21 protein-coding genes and 1 pseudogene are annotated in these 18,136 nt (G+C 70.2%); 7 read left to right on the top strand and 15 right to left on the bottom strand.

What is annotated here, in order from left to right:
* The first annotated feature begins 8 nt into the window (after positions 1–8).
* The gene (gene recQ, locus ACLNEE_RS14250; RefSeq protein ID WP_411422599.1) at positions 9–1,928 is read left to right on the top strand and encodes a DNA helicase RecQ; all 1,920 of its coding nucleotides are present in this window, start codon (positions 9–11) and stop codon (positions 1,926–1,928) included.
* Here the strand turns inward: recQ and ACLNEE_RS14245 are convergent.
* Both ACLNEE_RS14245 and ACLNEE_RS14240 read right to left on the bottom strand, forming a co-directional pair.
* Entirely contained in the window at positions 1,925–2,176 is a 252-nt protein-coding gene (locus ACLNEE_RS14245) for a hypothetical protein (RefSeq protein ID WP_411422598.1), read from the bottom strand. The genes recQ and ACLNEE_RS14245 overlap by 4 nt on opposite strands.
* A gap of 41 nt (positions 2,177–2,217) precedes the next feature.
* The gene (locus ACLNEE_RS14240; protein WP_412007250.1) at positions 2,218–3,036 is read right to left on the bottom strand and encodes a hypothetical protein; all 819 of its coding nucleotides are present in this window, start codon (positions 3,034–3,036) and stop codon (positions 2,218–2,220) included.
* 172 nt (positions 3,037–3,208) lie between these two features.
* On the opposite strand from ACLNEE_RS14240, the gene ACLNEE_RS14235 reads away from it, so the two are divergent.
* Together ACLNEE_RS14235 and ACLNEE_RS14230 are read left to right on the top strand one after the other, a co-directional pair.
* Entirely contained in the window at positions 3,209–3,856 is a 648-nt protein-coding gene (locus ACLNEE_RS14235; protein ID WP_411422596.1) for an ABC transporter permease, read from the top strand.
* A gap of 11 nt (positions 3,857–3,867) precedes the next feature.
* Positions 3,868–4,752: an MlaD family protein gene (locus ACLNEE_RS14230; protein ID WP_411422595.1), complete on the top strand. Its 885-nt coding sequence runs from the start codon at positions 3,868–3,870 to the stop codon at positions 4,750–4,752.
* Between the two features lie 329 nt (positions 4,753–5,081).
* Here ACLNEE_RS14230 and ACLNEE_RS14225 read toward each other — a convergent pair whose 3' ends face one another.
* Both ACLNEE_RS14225 and ACLNEE_RS14220 read right to left on the bottom strand, forming a co-directional pair.
* A complete protein-coding gene (locus ACLNEE_RS14225; protein ID WP_412007249.1) occupies positions 5,082–5,429 on the bottom strand; it encodes a hypothetical protein in 348 nt (115 codons plus the stop codon).
* Between the two features lie 116 nt (positions 5,430–5,545).
* Positions 5,546–6,355, bottom strand: coding sequence for a prohibitin family protein (locus tag ACLNEE_RS14220; protein ID WP_411422593.1), 810 nt, complete (start codon positions 6,353–6,355; stop codon positions 5,546–5,548).
* A 57-nt stretch (positions 6,356–6,412) separates the two neighbouring features.
* On the opposite strand from ACLNEE_RS14220, the gene aroB reads away from it, so the two are divergent.
* Positions 6,413–7,546 (top strand): 3-dehydroquinate synthase, encoded by a 1,134-nt coding sequence (gene aroB / locus ACLNEE_RS14215; protein WP_411422592.1) that lies wholly within the window; start codon positions 6,413–6,415, stop codon positions 7,544–7,546.
* A 36-nt stretch (positions 7,547–7,582) separates the two neighbouring features.
* On the opposite strand, the gene ACLNEE_RS14210 is transcribed toward aroB, so the two are convergent.
* Positions 7,583–7,921, bottom strand: coding sequence for a hypothetical protein (locus tag ACLNEE_RS14210; RefSeq protein ID WP_411422591.1), 339 nt, complete (start codon positions 7,919–7,921; stop codon positions 7,583–7,585).
* A gap of 169 nt (positions 7,922–8,090) precedes the next feature.
* On the opposite strand from ACLNEE_RS14210, the pseudogene ACLNEE_RS14205 reads away from it, so the two are divergent.
* Positions 8,091–8,210 (top strand): annotated as a pseudogene (locus ACLNEE_RS14205) (Nif11-like leader peptide family natural product precursor); the annotation flags it as partial.
* Between the two features lie 7 nt (positions 8,211–8,217).
* Here ACLNEE_RS14205 and ACLNEE_RS14200 read toward each other — a convergent pair.
* Complete coding sequence (locus ACLNEE_RS14200; RefSeq protein ID WP_411422590.1) at positions 8,218–9,675, bottom strand: aromatic ring-hydroxylating dioxygenase subunit alpha; 1,458 nt, start codon at positions 9,673–9,675, stop codon at positions 8,218–8,220.
* Positions 9,676–9,921: 246 nt separating this feature from the next.
* Between ACLNEE_RS14200 and ACLNEE_RS14195 the strand changes: the two genes are divergently transcribed.
* Positions 9,922–11,388, top strand: coding sequence for an iron uptake porin (locus ACLNEE_RS14195; protein ID WP_411422589.1), 1,467 nt, complete (start codon positions 9,922–9,924; stop codon positions 11,386–11,388).
* A gap of 29 nt (positions 11,389–11,417) precedes the next feature.
* Here ACLNEE_RS14195 and ACLNEE_RS14190 read toward each other — a convergent pair whose 3' ends face one another.
* Positions 11,418–12,446 (bottom strand): multicopper oxidase domain-containing protein, encoded by a 1,029-nt coding sequence (locus ACLNEE_RS14190; RefSeq protein ID WP_411422588.1) that lies wholly within the window; start codon positions 12,444–12,446, stop codon positions 11,418–11,420.
* The gene (locus tag ACLNEE_RS14185; RefSeq protein WP_411422587.1) at positions 12,439–13,260 is read right to left on the bottom strand and encodes a hypothetical protein; all 822 of its coding nucleotides are present in this window, start codon (positions 13,258–13,260) and stop codon (positions 12,439–12,441) included. Before ACLNEE_RS14185 ends, ACLNEE_RS14190 begins: the two co-directional genes overlap by 8 nt.
* A gap of 143 nt (positions 13,261–13,403) precedes the next feature.
* Here ACLNEE_RS14185 and ACLNEE_RS14180 point away from each other — a divergent pair, with 143 nt between their 5' ends.
* Complete coding sequence (locus tag ACLNEE_RS14180) at positions 13,404–14,093, top strand: SDR family oxidoreductase (RefSeq protein WP_411422586.1); 690 nt, start codon at positions 13,404–13,406, stop codon at positions 14,091–14,093.
* A gap of 5 nt (positions 14,094–14,098) precedes the next feature.
* Here the strand turns inward: ACLNEE_RS14180 and ACLNEE_RS14175 are convergent, their stop codons facing one another.
* The 7 genes from ACLNEE_RS14175 to ACLNEE_RS14145 are packed head-to-tail and all read right to left on the bottom strand — an operon-like array spanning position 14,099 to position 18,135.
* A complete protein-coding gene (locus ACLNEE_RS14175) occupies positions 14,099–14,761 on the bottom strand; it encodes an MnhB domain-containing protein (protein ID WP_411422585.1) in 663 nt (220 codons plus the stop codon).
* On the bottom strand, positions 14,758–15,309 hold the full coding sequence (locus ACLNEE_RS14170; protein ID WP_411422584.1) for a hydrogenase subunit MbhD domain-containing protein: 552 nt from the start codon (positions 15,307–15,309) through the stop codon (positions 14,758–14,760). Before ACLNEE_RS14170 ends, ACLNEE_RS14175 begins: the two co-directional genes overlap by 4 nt.
* A complete protein-coding gene (locus tag ACLNEE_RS14165; protein WP_411422583.1) occupies positions 15,306–15,632 on the bottom strand; it encodes a monovalent cation/H(+) antiporter subunit G in 327 nt (108 codons plus the stop codon). Before ACLNEE_RS14165 ends, ACLNEE_RS14170 begins: the two co-directional genes overlap by 4 nt.
* Positions 15,629–15,877, bottom strand: coding sequence for a hypothetical protein (locus ACLNEE_RS14160; protein ID WP_411422582.1), 249 nt, complete (start codon positions 15,875–15,877; stop codon positions 15,629–15,631). The genes ACLNEE_RS14165 and ACLNEE_RS14160 overlap by 4 nt, the downstream gene beginning before the upstream one ends.
* Entirely contained in the window at positions 15,874–16,302 is a 429-nt protein-coding gene (locus ACLNEE_RS14155) for a Na+/H+ antiporter subunit E (protein ID WP_411422581.1), read from the bottom strand. Before ACLNEE_RS14155 ends, ACLNEE_RS14160 begins: the two co-directional genes overlap by 4 nt.
* Positions 16,290–17,789 (bottom strand): proton-conducting transporter transmembrane domain-containing protein, encoded by a 1,500-nt coding sequence (locus tag ACLNEE_RS14150; RefSeq protein WP_411422580.1) that lies wholly within the window; start codon positions 17,787–17,789, stop codon positions 16,290–16,292. Before ACLNEE_RS14150 ends, ACLNEE_RS14155 begins: the two co-directional genes overlap by 13 nt.
* Before the next feature lie 10 nt (positions 17,790–17,799).
* On the bottom strand, positions 17,800–18,135 hold the full coding sequence (locus tag ACLNEE_RS14145; protein ID WP_412007248.1) for a cation:proton antiporter subunit C: 336 nt from the start codon (positions 18,133–18,135) through the stop codon (positions 17,800–17,802).
* Position 18,136: the final 1 nt, after the last annotated feature.

Below are 18,136 nucleotides of genomic sequence, written 5' to 3'. Positions count from 1 at the left end.
GGGCCATTGTGGGAGATCCTTTTGCAGCAGCCCGCAGCGTGACCGCCGTGGTGAGTCCGGCCCAGCCGCCAGCCCCGGAGGCCCGGGATCCGCGGCAGGTGCTGCGGCGGGTATTCGGTTACCGCAGCTTCCGGGGGCCCCAGGAGGCGATCGTGCGCCACGTGATCGGCGGTGGCTCCGGCCTCGTGCTGATGCCCACCGGCGGCGGCAAATCCCTCTGCTATCAGATTCCAGCCCTGTGCCGGCCCGGTCTGGCGGTGGTGGTCTCGCCGCTGATCGCCCTGATGGAGGATCAGGTGGAGGGGCTGCTGCAGGCCGGCGTCAGGGCCGCCGCCCTCCATTCCGCCCTCTCGGCGGAGCAGGCCAGCGGCATCTGGGGTGCGATCGGCTCCGGCGAGCTCGATCTGCTCTATGTCTCCCCCGAGCGGCTGCTGGGCGGCGATCTGCTGGAGCGCCTGGGGGAGCATCCCCTGGCCCTGTTCGCCATCGATGAGGCGCACTGCGTCTCGCAGTGGGGCCACGACTTCCGGCCGGAATACATCCAGCTGGCGGTGCTGGCCGAGCGGTTCCCCGCGGTCCCCCGGCTGGCCCTCACCGCCACGGCCGATCCCCGCACCCGGGAGGAGATCGTGCAGCGGCTGGAGCTTGCTGATGGCCGGGTGTTCCTGGCCAGCTTCGATCGCCCCAACATCCGCTACCTGCTGCGGGCCAAGGAGGAAGCCAGGGACCAGCTGCTCCACTTCCTGGAGCAGCACCGTGGCGAGGCGGGGATCGTGTACGCCCGGTCGCGGGCGCGGGTGGACCGCTTCGCGGCGGACCTGCGGGCGGCGGGCTTCGACGCCCTCGGCTACCACGCCGGCATGGAGGCGGAGCAGCGCAGCGCCACGCTGCAGCGGTTCCGCAACGGCAGCGGCGTGGTGGTGGTGGCCACGATCGCCTTCGGCATGGGCATCGACAAGCCCGACGTGCGCTTCGTGGCCCACGTGGACCTGCCCAAGAGCCTGGAGGCCTACTACCAGGAAACGGGCCGGGCGGGCCGTGACGGCCTGCCGGCCGTGGCCTGGATGGTGCATGGCCCGGGCGACATTCCGCAACTGCGCCGCTTCATCGACGACTCCGAGGCCCCTGAAGCCCAGAAGCGGATCGAACACGGCAAGCTCGAGGCCCTGATCGGCTTCACCGAAGCAGCGGGTTGCCGCCGCCAGGTGCTGCTGCGCCACTTCGGCGAGGACCTCGCCGAGCCCTGCGGCAACTGCGATGGCTGCCTGGAACCCCAGGCCCGGGTGGATGTGACCGAGCCCGCTCGCAAGGCCCTCTCTGCGGTGTATCGCACCGGCCAGCGCTTCGGAGCGGCCCACGTGGTGGACGTGCTGCTGGGGGGCAACACCGAACGCATCCGCAGCCTCGGCCACGACGGCCTGAGCGTGTACGGCATCGGCGGGGAGCTCGACCGCAGCCAGTGGCGCACGCTGCTGCGCCAGCTCACCAGCGCCGGCTATCTGCAGCCCGTGCCCGAAGGCCATGGCGGCCTGCGCTTCGGCGCCGAGGCCCTGGTGAAACCGTTGCTGCGGGGGGAAACCCGCCTGGAGCTGCCGCTGCCGCCGCCCCAGAAGGAGCGGCGCCGCAGCCGCGCCGGCGGGGGTGCCAGTGGAGCGGGTGCGGGCTGGAGCCCGGCCAGCAGCGGGGGCGAGCTGGGCGAGCTCGACGACGCCCTGGTGGCCGCCCTCAGGACCTGGCGGCGGGACCAGGCGCGCGAGCAGGGGGTACCGCCCTATGTGGTGTTCCACGACCGCACCCTGCTGGAACTGGCAGCCCGGCGCCCCGCTGATCTGGAGGAGCTGGCCGGCGTGAGCGGCATCGGCGCCGCCAAGCTGGAGCGCTACGGGGAGGCGCTGCTCGCGGTGCTGGGATCAGCGGGGAAGGGCTAACCCTTCTCCTCCTGCTCCAGGGCCTGGCCCTCGGCCTGCTGCGTGGCGGGGCTCAGGAAGCGCCCCGAGAGCCGTACCCCCAGCACCACCGCGGCGATCCCGTAGGACACGAAGGTGATCGCCTGGCCGCCGGTGCCGGCCTCATAGGCCCCCCGCTCCAGCAGCACGAAATCGGCGATCGAGGCGGCCGTTCCCCAGAGCAGCACCCACACGCTCACGTAGGTCACGCCTTTGAGGGTCGGGTTCATGGGATCGGCCGCACTGCGGAGAACCTAGAGGGCGGCTGCCATCACCGGCACCTGGTGGGCTCGATGTAGGTGATCGCCTGATAGCGACCGTCGCTGGTGCGCACGGCCACGCAGTTGTCGGTGCGGGGCTGCTCCCAGTAGCTGAAGGCGCTGTCACCGATCTGGTCGCCACCCCGGTAGGTGTAGCCCTTGGCGGTGAGCTCTCGCTCGGCGCTGGCACCCTTCACGCCCACCAGCGACTGCAGCGAGCTCACCGGAGCACCGACCCGGGCGGTTTCCTGGGGGGTGCTCTGGGCGCTGCTCTGGCTGTTGCCGGCGATCAGACCGCCGATCAGGGCCCCCAAGCCAGCCCCCAGCAGGGCACCACCAGTGGCCTTGCTGGAGGAGTCGTCAAACGTGGCATCCGGGTTCTGCACCTGATCGAGCTTCACCGCGAGACGCCGCTTTCCGCCGTCGTTCCAGAGGAACACATCGTGGTCAGGCTTCTCGTTGTGGCGCACATTCTTGATGCCGCTGTAGGTCTGCAGCTGCAGGGCCTGGGGATTGGGGCCGGAGAAGATGAAGTCGTTGCCGTCGTCCAGCTTCACCACATAGGCGTCCTGGCCGCCGGCGGCCTTGTGCTTGAAGGTGCAATGACCGTCGAAGGCCACATAGCCGTCACTCGTGAGCTTGCAACGTCCCTGCGCCCGCACGAGCACTTCAGCCTGGGCCGCCTGCTGGAACGGCGCCGCCGCGATGAGCAGAAGAAGGCCAGGGCCGATCAGTGACGCAGTGCGCTGGTGAAGGGCTTTCGCTGTGACGGCATTCTTCGTGACGGCTTTCTTCGTGATGGCTTTCGTTGTGACGCTGGAGAGAGGCACAGGTTCTGATGGAACAGGAAAGGGTGCTTTTTGAACGTACCCCTCGAACCAGCCGCAAGCCAGCCTGGCCCGGCCGACTTCTGAACTGATCTCCTGCTTGGCGGCGGCGGCAAGCGGCTGCCTGGGACCCTGACCCATAGGGTGGGCGCCGCTGCCCAGCGATCGGCAACGGATGCTGCGCCGGATTCTTCAGGAACTTGCCGAAACCGCCCCGCTGGCCCTGCTGGTGGGTGCGGCGATCGGCGTGGCCATGGTGGGGCTGCTCACCGGCACCGTGGGGGAGAGCAGCAACGAGAGCCTCGAGGTGCTCGTGCTGGGATCACTGCAGGTGGTCACGCCCCTGGGGGTGAGCCTGATCTGGATCTGTCGCTGCGCGCCCCTGCGTCTTGCGGTGGCGGTGCGGCGCCATCTGAATCCCACACCAAGGCCAACCCAAGCCTCGGACTCCTGGAGGTGCCAGGGGGCAGAGGTGGCTGGGGCCGCCTGCAGCGCGCTGCTACTGGTGCCCTGGTTTGAGATGGGCCTGCTGCTGGGCGGGCTGCTGGCCTCCCCCCGCGCCGGCCTCGGCTTCTCCAGCGAACTGCAGGAACTGACCCACCTGATGCCCGTCTCGGACCTGCTGCGGTGCTTTCTGCGGACGGCGGTGTTCACCGCGGCCGCCCAGTGGGTGTGCCTGCGCAAGGCAGCTCAGGTGAAGGGCACCGAAGGGGAGCTGGCGCGCCTGCTGGCCGATGCCCTGCCCCAATCCCTTCTGGTCGTGATGGGGCTGGAGGTGATCTGGCTCACCCTCCTGGTCCCCCTGCATGGCACCTACGCATGAGGTCCGGTGACATGGCAGGCGGCACGCCAGGGGGCAACGGCGGTCCAGGGGTCAGCCGGCTGGGGATGCTGTTCCTGGCGGGTTCGCTGCTGCTGAGCGGCTGGGTGGGCGTCAACCTGCTGCAGGAGCGGTTGCGCTGGCGGGACAGCGCCGTGGTGACGTTCCGCGCCGCCAACGCCACGGGCATCTGGCCGGGGGTGAATGTGACCCTCTCCGGGTACCGCATCGGCAAGGTGGAATCCGTGGAGCTGGCCAGCGATGGTCGGGTGGATGTGACCCTGCGGATCCTCTCCCGCCACCGCCGCCTCGTGGGCCCGAAAAGCTCTGCCACAGCCGTTCAGGAGGGGTTGATCGGCGACACCGTGGTGGCGCTCACCCCAGACATCACCCCGCCCCAATCTGCGCTGCCGCCCCCTGAGCTGGCCATCGGCTTTCAGCCCTCGAAGAGCCCTGCGGAACTGCTGAGCGATCTGGCGGAGACACGGCTGCAGATCGATCGCACCTTGCAGGCGATTGTGGCGGTGGTGGAGAAGGATCTGCCCTCGGTGGCCGGCCAGGTCGATGGCACCCTGAAGGATGTGCGTCGCCTGGCAGGCACCCTGGAGCGGGAGTCTGGCGCCACCGCCGCCGCAACACGGGACACGCTCAGGCTCTACCAGCAGACCGGCAGGGAGGTCGGGACGGCCTCCGTGCAAGCCACCGACGTGATGAAAACCACCTCCCCGGTGCTCGTGGAAACCCTGGGACAGATCCGGGCGGCGTCGGCCACCACCAATCGCCTGCTGAAGGCGCTCTCAGGCACGCTCCTGTTCGACCTGCAGGAGCCGCAGGAGAACGCGGCGCCGGCCGGGGCCGAACCTGAGGAGGCTCCAGGGCAGCGAGAAGCAGCGAACTGACGCGACACCGACTGCCCGCAGCGAGCAGGAAGCCTCCCGCCAGAACGGTGGTGGTGTCGGCGCTGAGCACCTGGGGGGCCCGCCGAGCCAAACGCCGGAGCCGATCTGTCGGTATCTGTGTCCGTGTCCGTGTCGGTCTGGCCCCCGTCGCCCACCTGGCGAATCGATGCTGAAGACGACGGATCCCTGGCCGCTGGGTCCCGTCGCGGCGAGCTCGGCAACCATCTGTGGCCCCTTCGGGGCCCCATGATCGGCAATCAAGGCAGCAGCCGTGGTGCAAGGGCCCGGCCTGTGAAGGGTGGCCGCGTGGCCCATGGAACGGGGGCGGCTCAGCGCCTCAAGCGCCTCAGCGGCAGGAGCACGGCCAACAGTGCCCAGAGCCCCAGGCCGGCGCGCAGCGGCCCGATCAGCAGCAGATCCACCCGGATGTTCGCCTCGGGTGTGATGGCCAGCACCAGGGCTTCCCAGATGGCGAAGAGCAGCCAGGCCATGGCATTCGTGAGCAGCGCGAGGCGACTGCGGGACAGGGCTCCCGCGGCCAGGGCGAACAGCAGACCCACGCCCAGGATCCAAAGCGGGCGTCCGATCAGGTGGGCCATCGGGTGGGCCAGAAGATTCGTCATCGCCACCACCCGCTCCACGATCACCCTCCCAGGATGGGGGCACAGGCCAGGCATCAACACCGTCCTGCCGTCCATACCGAACGTCGCCCCGAGGGCATCCCGGTGCTGATCCAGCAGGGTGCTGATCCAGCCCGCTGGCGGCTGGTTGAGCCTCCCTGTTGGCCTGCGCGTCAGCGCCGCCCGTTCACGATCACCGCCGGCGTGCCCGATCCCGCCGTACCGGGCAGAGCCGGCACCACCGACGTCTGGCCGTCCCACTTGTCGAGGAAGAGCTTGTAGAGCACCTGGTCGTCGAGGCTGGAATTGAGGGTCTGGTAGCGCCTGGCCTCCTGCTCGGCGATCAGCACCTCGGTCTGGGCCCGCAGCAGCTGCTGCTCGGCGATCTGCTTCTGTTCGATCGCGGCCCGGTATTCCTCGGCGATCTGCAGACCGGTGAGATCGAGGCTCTGCACGGTCACGTAGTCGAACTTGCGCAGTTCCTCGGCCACCTTCTCCTGCACCAGTTCCGAGATGGAGTTCCACTCGGTGGCGATGGTCACCAGCTCGTACTGGGAGAACACCGACTTGAGCGCCTTCAGCAGGGAGGGCTGGATCACCCGGGGATAGATCTGCTGATCGTCGGTGGCGATCGTCTCGAAGATGCGGCCGGCCTCGCCGGGCTTCACGGCGTACTTCACCGTGGCCGTGGCCTGGATCACCTGCAGATCCTTGGTGAGGGTGGAGAACTGCTCGGGGCGCACCTGGGTGCGCACGTCGAACAGGGAGGTGGCCTGGACCAGGGGGGCCTTGAAATTGGCGCCCGGCGTGCGGGGCACCCCCGTGACCCGCCCCAGGGTGGTGATCACCGCCACGCTGCCGGCCGGCACGATGAACAGCGTCTGACTCAGCAGGATCACCAGGCCCAGCACCACCGCCAGGATCAGGCTGAGACCGGCTCCCGGCCCCTCCGGAGCGTTGGCGGAGCGGAGTGGCGATTGCATGGCTGGAACCCGGGCCGAAGCCAGACCCTAGCCTCAGCCCATTGCTCCCCAGGCCCCATGTCCGCCGCCACCACCGCTGCAGGCAGCGCGTGCAGCCCACGCACCATCCAGGTGGAGCTGAGCGCCAACCCCTACCCGGTGGTGATCGGCGAGGGGGTGCTGGCCCGGCTGGGCGAGCAGGTGCGGGAGCTGGGCTTCAAGGCCGGTACCAAGGTGCTGGTGGTGACCAACCCGGACGTGGACACCCACTACGGAGACGTCGTGCTGGCCAGCCTGCGCACAGCCGGGCTGGCGGCCGAGCAGCTGGTGATCGAGGCCGGCGAAGACCAGAAAACACCCGCCACCGTGGCGCTGATCCACGAGGCGGCCTTCCGGCAGCGGCTGGAGCGGGGCTCCCTGATCGTGGCCCTCGGCGGCGGCGTGGTGGGGGACATGGCGGGCTTCGCCGCCGCCACCTGGCTGCGGGGGATCGCCGTGGTGCAGGTGCCCACCACCCTGCTGGCAATGGTGGATGCGGCGATCGGCGGCAAGACCGGCGTGAACCACCCCGGCGGCAAGAACCTGATCGGGGCCTTCCATCAGCCACGGCTGGTGCTGATCGATCCAGCCACCCTGGCGACGCTGCCGCAGCGGGAGTTCCGGGCCGGCATGGCCGAGGTGATCAAGTACGGCGTGATCGGCGATCCCGAGCTGTTCTCAGCCCTGGAGGCGGCGGGCGACCTGTCCACGATCGAGGCGGTGGGGCCGGCACTGCTCCAGACCCTGCTGGAGCGCTCCGCCGCCGCCAAGGCCCGGGTGGTGGCGGCCGATGAACGCGAGGGCGGCCTGCGGGCGATCCTCAACTACGGCCACACCCTCGGCCACGTGGTCGAGACCCTCTGCGGCTACGGCACCTTTCTGCACGGCGAAGCCGTGGCGATCGGCATGGTGGCCGCTGGGGAAATCGCCCTGGCCATGGGTCTGTGGACCCCCGCAGACCAGGCACGGCAACGGGCTCTGGTGGTGGCGGCAGGGTTGCCCCAGCGCTGGCCCGATCTGGACGGCGCCGCGGTGCTGGCCTGCCTGCAGGGTGACAAGAAGGTGCGCGATGGCCAGGTGCGCTTCGTCCTGCCCACCGCCATCGGCAGCGTGGAGATCCGCAGCGACGTCAGCGCGGAGACGATCCTGGCGGCCCTGGAGCGTCTCCCCTGAGTCCCGCTCCCCGGAGCGCCGCTGGCGGCCATGGGTTCAGGGGTCGGGGTCCTGCTCGGGATAGCGGTCCTCGAGGGCGGTCTCCAGGGTGGTGAGCAGCAGCACCAGGGCCGCCCGGGCTTCGAGGTCGGGCCCGCTGACCTCGCCGATCCAGCGGTGACAGAGCTGCTCGATCTGCTGGAACAGACTGCCGCCCCGGCGCAGGGTGGCCATCACCCGCTCGACACTCTCCTCATCGGCTTCCGGTGGCAGACCCACCACATAGCGCCGACCGTCGTCCCCCACATAGGTGAGGTGTCCGTCGCCATCCAGGATCGGCGCCGCATGGGGAGTGATCGGCCGGTCCTCCCCCATTCCCTCGAATCGACGCTCCATCCGGCCCTCCCCACACCTTTCTGCTAGGTGGGCCGACCGCCCTTGCCAAGGTTCCCAGGCTGACGATCAGCAGACCTGATCCATGGCCCCGGGGTAGCGCACGGAACCTTGCCGCCGCTCCCCCCCATGGGCATGGTGAAACGACAGCACGTCAGTGGGATGAGCTGGGATGAGCTGGAGCGAACTGGAACGACTGGTGGAGTCGGCTGAGGCCGATCCGGCGCTGCGGCGGGCCCTCGGTCACTGCCGCAGCCGCCATGAACTGGTGCTGGCGGCCCGGCGGCTGGGCTTCCGCATCACCCGGGTGGATCTGGCGCGGGCGTGGACGGCGCACCAGCAGGAGCTGGCGGGGAGCCATGGGAGCGACGGGGATCGCCGGAGGGAGCATTCCGAGGCGGCAGGCCATCCCCACGGCTGAGCTGCTGTTCCCAGCGCCCCATCCGTCCCCGAACGGCCCAAAGCACGGCCGCCAGCGCGGCCAGGCCGATCCTCAGGGGCCAGCCCCACGCTGACCCAAGCGCCAGCGCCACCAGGCTCAGCCCCAGGGCAGCCTCCACCCACGGCCGCGCCTGGCGCAGCCGCCGCTGGGCGCCGGAGCAGGCACGGCAGTGGCGGGTGTGGGCGTGATCACGCTCCATCAGCTGGTCAGGCCCCTGCCGCGGCGGCAGGGGCCGACCCGGGAAGGGCTCCCCACCATGGCGGTCCACCCAGTCGTGCAGAGCGCGAACGTAGATGTCGGAGGTGGTGGGGAGGTAGCAGGCGCGGCTGAAGGCGGGGCGACCGCCCGAGCGCTCCAGGGCCCGTTCCTGCCAGTGCAGGAACACCTGGTCGTCCTCCAGCACGATGTGGTTGCCGAGGTGCTGCAACCAGCGCGGACGCAGGGGGAGCAGCAGCCGCGGGATCGCGGAACGGAACTGGAAGGGGAAACGGGCGAACAGGCGGCATTCCCCGGGGCGGATGGGCGTCGCGTAGACGACCGTGAGGATGCGCGCAAATCCCTGGGCGGTCAGGTCGTGCCACATCAGGGACGGCGCCGCATAGGTCGTGAACTGGCTGCCGAGCTTCCCCCTGCGGGGCCCCTCCTGCCAGCGGGCCGTGAAGCCCTCCGGGCCCGAGCTGGTGATCTCGGCTTCCACCGGAGCGGCGTTCTCGCGGCGCCCCACCGTGCGGTGGTGGGTGAACGGCACATGGCTCACATCGAGCACGTTCTCCAGCAGGGTGAGCGCATCCATCGGCAGGTCGCGGAAGGTGTCCTGCACCAGCCAGCCGGGCTCCTCCAGGGTCGGGACGATCGGCAGGGGACAGCCCGCCGCCCGCTCGGGGTCACCGGCGAAGACGAACAGCAGTCCCTGCGCTGTGGCGGTGGGATAGACCCGGCAGGCGGAGCGGCCACTGGCGCAGGCGAAGGCGGCCTGGTCCGGATCGGCCTGGGGGATGGCGGTGCAGGTGCCGGTGCCGTCGAAGCTCCAGCCGTGGTAGGGACACTCCAGCTGGCCGCGGTCGTTGAGGCGCCCCTCGCTGAGGGGCACGAGCCGGTGGGGGCAGACGTCGGCGAAGGCGCACCAGGCGGAGTGCGCCCCGTCCCACCAGAGCACCAGGTCCTGCTCCAGCAGCGTGAAGGCCGTGGGACGGGCCCGGTCCAGATCGTCGAGGTAGGCCACGGCGTACCACTGGTGGAGCCAATGCCGCCGCCAGCCCTGCTCGCAAGGCCGGGGGGACTGGCTGGGGGCCGGAGCCGGGCTGGAGAGGGCCATGCACTGCGCAATCCTGGCCGGATGATGGCGCGGCGGAGCTCACCATCGCAGCGGGACGATCCCGTCACAGCCAGAGGTGATCCATGGCACGCGCCGCGGTGAGCGCCGTCGGGCACCGACCAGGAAGGCGAACCAGCATCGGCACGGTCCGCCGATCCTCTGGTGCTACTCCCTACCGCCGTGCCCCGTCGTGGAACGGCAGCAGCCTGCTCTGCCCGCGACCACGTGGGGAGGCCTCTCACGCCCATGCCGCGCGTCAAGCCCGTCCTCTCCGCCGTGGCGATGAGCCTGGGGATCGCCCTGCCCCTACCGCCGGCCCGCAGCGCCGAGCTGGACCTGGACGGCGTGAACCGCTACGCCTCCCAGGAGCAGGTCACCAGCATCTCCCAGTTCTCGGACGTGCAGCCGACCGACTGGGCCTACCAGGCGCTCTCCAACCTGATCGAGCGCTACGGCTGCGTGGCCGGCTATCCCGACGGCACCTACCGCGGCCAGAAGGCCATGATCCGCTTTGAAGCGGCGGCCCTGCTCAACGCCTGCCTCGACCGCGTCACCGAGGTGACCGACGAGCTCAAGCGCCTGATGGCCGAGTTCGAGAAGGAACTCGCCGTGCTCAAGGGCCGTGTGGATGGCCTCGAGGCCAAGGTGGGCGAGCTGGAGGCCAGCCAGTTCTCCACCACCACCAAGCTCAGCGGCCAGGCCACGATGGTTCTGGGCGGGGCCGGCAACACCGGTTTCGGTGACAACGTCACCGCCAACTACGACGTGCAGCTCGCCCTGGACACGAGCTTCACGGGCAAGGATCTGCTGCGCACCACCCTGCGGGCCGGCAACTTCGCCAACTCGGTGTTCGGCAACGGCAACACCGCCCTCGGGATCAGCTACGGGGAGGAGGGCTCGGCCGACTCCGTGACGATCGACCGGCTCTTCTATCAGTTCCCGCTGGGCGACGCCTTCACCGCCACCGTTGGCGCCGTGGTGGCGCAGGACGACATCGTGCTCTGGCCCACGGCCTACCCGGTGGACATGGGCCTCGACCTGTTCAACTATGTGGGCGCCCAGGCCACGTTCAACAAGAACCAGGGAGCCGGTGCCGGGCTCCAGTGGCAGAAGGACGGCTGGGCCTTCACCGTGGCCTACGTGTCCGACCTGGCGGCAGCCTCGAACTCCACGGTCGGCAGTGGCCGCGACTTCATCGTGACCGCCCAGGGCGGCTACATCGCCGAGACCTGGGGTGGAGCCATCACCTACACCTATTCCGACTGGGACCCTTTCGAGGTCTTCCCCACCAGCTCCAGCAACAACGTGGCGCTCAGCGGCTACTGGCAGCCGATGGAGGCCGGTTGGGTGCCATCGATCAGCGCGGGGTTCGGCTGGTCGGACCTCGACCGCCGCTCCAACGACGAGGCCTGGAGCTGGATGGTGGGCCTCACCTGGGCTGACATGTTCATCCAGGGCAGCACCCTGGGCATGGCCCTCGGCAGCGTGGGCCAGCTCGATCCAGGCAAGTGCGCCGGGAATCCAATCACAGCCACCTGCAGCGGCAGCCTGTGGGTGGATGGGGCCGCCGGCGATGACAATCTGGCCTATGAACTCTGGTACAACTGGCAGGTCACCGACAACATCGCGGTGACACCGGCCTTCTTCTACATCGCGAACACCGGTGCCGACGACAGCTTCGGCGGCATGCTGAAAACCACCTTCACGTTTTAACCATCAAGTTAACCATCAAGCCCTGGTCCTCAAGTTCTCGGGATCACATCGAAGAACCCCATCAGTCCCTTGGCGGCCACCTGGTCCTGATGGGGATGGAACATGTAGCGGCCGGGCCAGCGGTAACGGAATTCGAGAATGTGGCGCTCCCCCACGCCCATGGTCACCGAATCGGTGATCTGCAGGGGATTGCCGGGCAGACCCATCGGCTGGAGCTGGAAGGTGTTGGCGTGCAGGTGAAAGGTCAGGGGTCCTTCCCACTCCACCATGTTGAGCAGATAGACCCGCACCAGCTGGTGCTGATAGATCGCAATCGGGTGATGGTGATACACATCCGGAATGCCGTTGAAGGCGCAGTAATCGTTGCGGCCCTGGTTGCGCAGATCCCAGCCCCCCATCACCAGCACCAGTTCATCGGCGGGCGGCCTGGGCTGCGGTGGATCCACCACCAGCAGGCCATAGAGGCCCTTGCTCACGTGGCGCGTCACCGGCTCCACATGGCAGTGGTAGGGGTGAACCCCGACGGGATCGGCGTCGAATTCGTAGACCATGCTGCGGCGGCTGCGCACCGGGCGGATCCCATCCATCGCCGCCGGGTGGCTGCCGTGGAAGTGGAGGCTGTGGGAGGTGCCATCGGCGTTGCGGAAGCGGATGCGCAGCCGCTCGCCCGCCCGGCAGCGCAGGGTGGGGCCGGGCACGCGCCCGTTCACGGCCCAGGCGGTGGTCGTCACCACCGCATTGAGGGGCAGGTCGATGCTGTCGGCCGTGAGGGTGAACTCCCGCACGCGGCGGCCACCCTCGTGAACCACCTGGCCCCAGTCGAACTGGCGCAGCAGGCGCAGCGGCTGCATCGATCCGAGGCGCAGCGGCTCTGCCGGCAGGGGCGGGGCCAGGGGAGCACCCCAGGGGCTCCACAGTGGTTCGCCCTGGGCCCCCGCCAGCCAGCGCCGGGCCCCCACGCCGGCCAGCACCAATCCTCCGGTGCCGGCCGCCAGGGCCGCCAGGGCACCGCGGCGTCGCCAGAGCCGTGGCTGCAGGGGCGGGAACGACTCAGGCACCCAGGGCCAGGGCCGTGACCTGGCCGGGGGTGAGCACGGGCCTGGCCGGCGGCAGGATCGAAGGCCAGGCCCGCTTGAGCTCGGCCAGGGTCTTCTGCAGCTTGGCGGCCTGCTCCGGGTTGGTGCGCTTCAGGGCTGGGGCGATCGGCTCGAGCAGCTGCTCCGCCACCAGCAGGAAACCAAGCGAGTCCTGATACTCCAGAACCTCCACGAACCTGTCGCCGGCCACGGCCGCGTCATATTCCTCCGCGGCGGTGCGGATCAGCTCGCGGATCACCGCCACCACGAAGGCCGGATCCTCACGCTGCTGCGGCGGCACCCCAGCCATCGCCTGGTCGATCGAGGCCTCCACCGCCTCGAGCGCCGCGCTCGTCTCCGGAGCGGCGGGGGCGGCCTGGAGGCGGGTCTTGAGCTCGGTCAGCTGATCGAGGAAGGGCCTGGCACCGCGGCGCTGGACTTCCGGCTCCAGATCCCCGTAGAGCTCATCGATGGGGTGGGCGATGTGGGGCTGGGCCTCGGCGGCCATCCCCCGGGCCAGCAGTTGCCGACCAGCCGCCAGGTGGCCGCGCATCAGCTGCAGGGTGGTGGCGTAACCCTCGGGGCTCCTGACGCCGAAACCGCCGCCTCCGGCGCCCTCACCTCCCTCAGCTCCCTCTCCACCCTCCCCTCCCTCGGTGTGCATCGCGCCCGGGTGAGTGGCCATGCCCTGGGCCGATGGAGCACCCGGCTCGCCCGGTTCACACCCTGCCGCCAGGACGGCGCTGGCGGATACCGCCAGGAAGAGCGCGACAACCCGGCGCGGGGGAACCGTCATCGAAGCCATCGCTCAGCTCCCCCAAGCCTGATGGGGTGCTGTCCAGCCAGGAGCGATGGATGCCACAGGTGCAGGTGACCGATGGCACAGGAGACCGATGACCCAGGGATTGTCTAGCTTCAGCGACCCAGACCGGTGAGGCCATGGCAACGATCGCGGTGAGCGGAGCCTCCGGCAAGACGGGCTGGCGGGTGGTGCAGGAGGCCCTGAGCCGGGGCCATCAGGTGAGGGCGCTGGTCCGGCCCGGTTCGGTGCTGCCGGCGGGCCTCGAGGGCGCCGCGGTGGTGCGGCTCAGCCTCGGCAGCCCCGAAGCCCTTCACGCCGCCCTGAGCGGCTGTGACGCCCTGGTGATCGCCACGGGAGCCCGACCGTCGGTGGATCTGAGCGGCCCCCTCCAGGTGGATGCCTTCGGGGTGCGCGACCAGATCCGCGCCTGCCGGGCGGTGGGGGTGCCGCGGGTGGTGCTGGTCAGTTCCCTGTGTGCCGGTCGCTGGTTGCACCCGCTCAACCTGTTCGGCCTGATCCTGGTGTGGAAGAGGCTGGGCGAACGCTGGCTGGAGCAGAGCGGCCTGGCCTGGACGATCGTGCGGCCGGGCGGACTGAGTGAACGGGAGGAGCACCTCGACGCCGAGGGGATCGTGTTCAGTGCCGCGGACCAACAGGAGAGCAGCAGCATTCCCAGGCGCCTGGTCGCACGGGTGTGCCTGGATGCGCTCGAGACTCCGGCGGCCGTGGGGCAGATCGTGGAGATCACCAGCAGCCCGGATCAGCCTCCCCAGCCGCTGGCCGCATGGCTGGCGAGCCGGCCGTCAGCGGCGGGCGCGGCGAGCTGAGCGGCTCAGAGCAGGCCCCGGTAACGCACCAGCAGCTGCACCATGGCCCAGGAGCCCAGGGTGACCTTGACGGCCACCAGCATGTTGAGCAGCGGAATCCAGCCGCCGCTGTCGATGCTGCCGAAGACGCCCTGGCCTGCGGGAACGAGGCCCTCCAGGCTGAGCAGGGCCACCAGCAGGAAGGCGACCACGGCCCCCTTTTCCCACAGATCGGCCCGGTAGCGCTGGTAGAGGCGATCGGCCAGCCGCACCGAGCCGCTGATCAGCAGCAGACCGATCGCCGTGCCGCCGGCCACCCCGGCGGCAAAGCCGCCGCCCGGAGAGAGGTGGCCCCGCAGGGCCAGCTCCACGGCCACCAGGGCGCAGACCGTCGCCCCCAGCTGGCAGAGCACCACCGAGGGAGCGTCCTGCAGGCCGCGGATCCGCCGCTGGCTGGGCTCCCCGCTGAAGATCCAGCGCACGCCGATCGAGGCCAGGGTGAACACCACGACCTCCGCGATGGTGTCGTAGAGGCGGGTCTTGAGGATGACGGTGGACACCAGGTTGGGCACCTCACCGGCCCGCAGCAGCTCCGCCAGGACCGCACTGAGCTGGGGGGGATTGGGCAGCGCCAGGGTGAGCGGAGCCAGACAGAGCAGCACCGCAGCGGCCAGATAGAGCAGCGTCACGGCCGGGCCTCCGGGGTGCGGCCCCCGACGCCCGTGGCCTGTTGCACGAGCTCCAGGCCATGGCCTTCGCCCTGCCAGAGGTCGGCGCCGGGAAGGGCGGCGAGCCGCTCGTGGAGCAGAGCCCGATGCAGCTGCAGGATGTAGAGATCCGGGGCATCGGCGGGAGCCAGCACGCCGTGGAGTGCCGGCTCACCGGGCTGGAGCTCGGGGATCAGCTCGAGGCGAAGGTGCAGGGGCTCCAGCCAGGCCCTCAGGCGCAGGATCACCGACTCGGGCGGCAACCCCCGGGGGGCGGCCAGGCGCAGCACCATCGAGGAGCGCAGCGCCACGGCGTAGAGGGTGGTGGAGAGCAGGGTGCCCACCAGGGCTTCGGTGAGGGCCACGTCGGCCGCGCCGAGCAGGGCATAGATCAGGGCGGCGACGGCGCCGAGGATGCCCCGCATCACCAGGGTCTGGTAGGGATTGGCCTGGCCGACCAGCAACAGCGCCGTCAGGGGCAGCAGGGCCGTGATCGGGATCAGCAGCGGTGCCTCGATGCTGAGGGTCACGGGCGCTCACCCCCAGGCCGCTCACCACCAGGGCGCTCAGCACCAGGGCCCTGGGCACGCAGCGGCTGGGAGCAGCTGGCGAGCACATAGCCGAAGATCGTGTTCCACACCACCAGCGACAACAGCGCCAGCAGCAGCAGGGGCCATTCGGGGTTGAGGCGCAGCAGCAGGCCCACCAGCATGAGGGCCGATCCGAGCGTGTCGGCGATGCCGAGGTAGTGGAGCTTGCGCAGGAAACTGCCCCGGCCCAGCAGGGGCCAGGTGCCTGCGAACCAGAACAGCAGGCCTACCAGCAGCAGCAGCAAGCTGAGCGATTCCTTCACCGGTCGAGCCCCCGCAGCAGATTGGCGAGCAGCATCACGGCGGAATTGCCCACGCTGAGCACGATCACCCCGACGAAACCAAGCATCCAGTCGTCGCGAAGCACCGAGACCGCCAGCATCAGGATGGCCACCTTCGTGGACACGCTGGCGAAGGCCGCGAGGCGGTGCCAGACATCGGTCGATCGGCACGCCACCAGGATCGGCAGCAGCAGGGCCAGAACCATGCCGAAGAGGATCAGGGTCATGGGGTGGGGTCAGGGGGAGTGGCGGGCTCTGCCGGATCCGGTGGGGCCAGCCGATGCACGCGGTAGGCGCGGCCGCCCCGTTCCACCCCCAGGGCGATGGTGAGGGGCGTGAGGGTGATCCGGAAGACCTCCAGGAAGGTGAGCAGCGCCGAGCCACGGGCGGTGACGGGCATCGGTTCGAGCCGCCCCTGCATCCGCCGGCCGAACAGCAGCAGACGCACCGCCTCGGCATAGGCCACGGGGATGGCCCGCAGACTCGCCCCCAGCAGCCGCATCAGCTCGGAGAGGGGCAGGTGGCGGGTGGTGCGGGCCTGGGGGAGGGCCTGGGCCACCGCCAGGCCGATGGCCACATTCGTGGTGCTGACATCGGCGCTGAGCAGGCACCAGATCAGCAGCCGCAGGGCGATGGTGATCAGCCGAGCCATGGCGCCTCCAGGGGGAGCAGGGTCAGCCAGACGGCCACACCCACCAGGGCCATGCAACCCAGCAAATCCTGCAGGCGCTCGAGGTTCGGCAGACCGGGCAGCCGTGGCGCGGACCGCCAGCGGGCCCACCCCAGGGCCAGGAGGCGGCAGCCCGCCTGAATGGCCACACCGAAGGCGAGCACGCCCACCGACTTGACCACCGCGCTGGCGGCCGGCAGCCGACCCGGCAGCAGCAGGCCGGCAGCAAGCAGCAGCAGCGCCAGAAGCAGCGCACCGATGGAGGGGTCACGCCAGTCCCAGGCGAGCGGCCGCCAGCACAGACGGGTGTAGACGGCCGCGGTGCCCACCATCGCGACCAGCAGCGCCAGTTCGGCGGGCGGTGATCCCAGGCTCGCCACCGCCTCGCCCAGCTGGTCCTTGGTCCAGAAGCCGAACAGCAACGGCGCTCCGGCGATCGAGAGGGACCCCAGCAGCAGGGGGGCGGCCAGGGCCATCGGCAGGGGCTGCTGGCTCCACTGGCTGAGATCCCGGCTGGGCACCCGGGCGGCCACCAGAAAGAGGGCGGCCTTGGCCACCCCGTGGGCGAGGGCGTAGAAGGCCCCGCTGGCGGGACTGATCAGCACCAGTCCGGTCTGGGAGAGGGTGCTCCAGGCCAGCAGTCGCTTGAGGTCGCGGTCGGCGAGGGCATAGCAGACGCCCAGCAGGGCACTGGCCAGGCCGATCACCAGCAGCACCGACCGGAGGGACGGCACCAGGCCCGCCAACCGCAGCAGGGGGCACAGGCCCCCCGCCACCACCACGCCCGAGAGGAGGGCGGAGACCTCGGCGGGGGCTTCGGCATGGGTGCGGGGGAGCCAGAGCCCCGAGAGGAACACCCCCGACTTGGTAAGCAGCCCGACCAGGACCAGCGCCAGCACCACCGCCTGCCCCTGGCTTCCGAGCGCTGGATCGGCCAGCGCCACGATGCGGAAACTGCCCGTGCGCAGGTAGAGAAGGGCGACGCCCACCAGATACAGCGTCATGACGCTGTTGCCGACAAGGAGGTAGCGCAGGGCGATCCAGAGCTGCTGGGGCTCGCGCTTCTGCAGGATCAGCAGAAAGGCGGTCACCCCCACCACCTCAAGGGCGACGTAGAGGCTGACCAGGTCCACGGCCAGGAACGCGGAGTTGAGGCCGCCCAGCAGCACCATCACCAGCAGCAGGAAGGGGCCGGGTACGGCACGGCCCCAGGTGTCGAGCAGCACCGCCAGCACCACCAGGGCGTTGAGCAGCAGGAAGGGGGCGGCATGGGCATCGGCCTGCAGCAGCACCCCCAGCGGGCCGGTGAGCTCGAGGCTCCAGGGGCAGGTGGCGCGCAGGAGCACCAGCCCCATGGCCAGGGTGGCCAGCGTGGCGCCGAGGGCCAGGGGCCGGGCGGTGGACGGGAGCAGGGCCGCCAGGAAGGCTCCCAGGAACGGCAGCAGCAGCCAGGCGACGATGAGGGTCATGACGGGCCGCTCAGGGTGTGGCGGCGGGCCCAGGGGGCTGGAGCTGCTCGAAACTGCCGGTCTCGAGCAGGGGATCGACGGCAGCCAGACGGGTGATCACCACCAGCAGCAGGGCCTGGATCGAAAGACCGATCACGATGGCGGTGAGGATCACGGCCTGGGGGATCGGATCCGCCCAGGGGCCAGCGCCGGCGAGGGCGTCGGCCCGGGGGACGATCGGGGTCCGCAGGCCGCTGCGGGCGGCCACCAGCACGAACAGGGCCACGGACGCCGTGCCCATCACATCCATGGCGAGGGCCTTGAGGAAGAGATTGCGGCGGGCGATCAGACCGAACAGCCCCGCCAGC

It is taken from the genome of Aphanothece stagnina RSMan2012, from assembly GCF_046764815.1.
Classification (GTDB): Bacteria; Cyanobacteriota; Cyanobacteriia; order PCC-6307; family Cyanobiaceae; genus NIES-981.
This window is presented reverse-complemented; position numbering and strand designations above follow the sequence as displayed.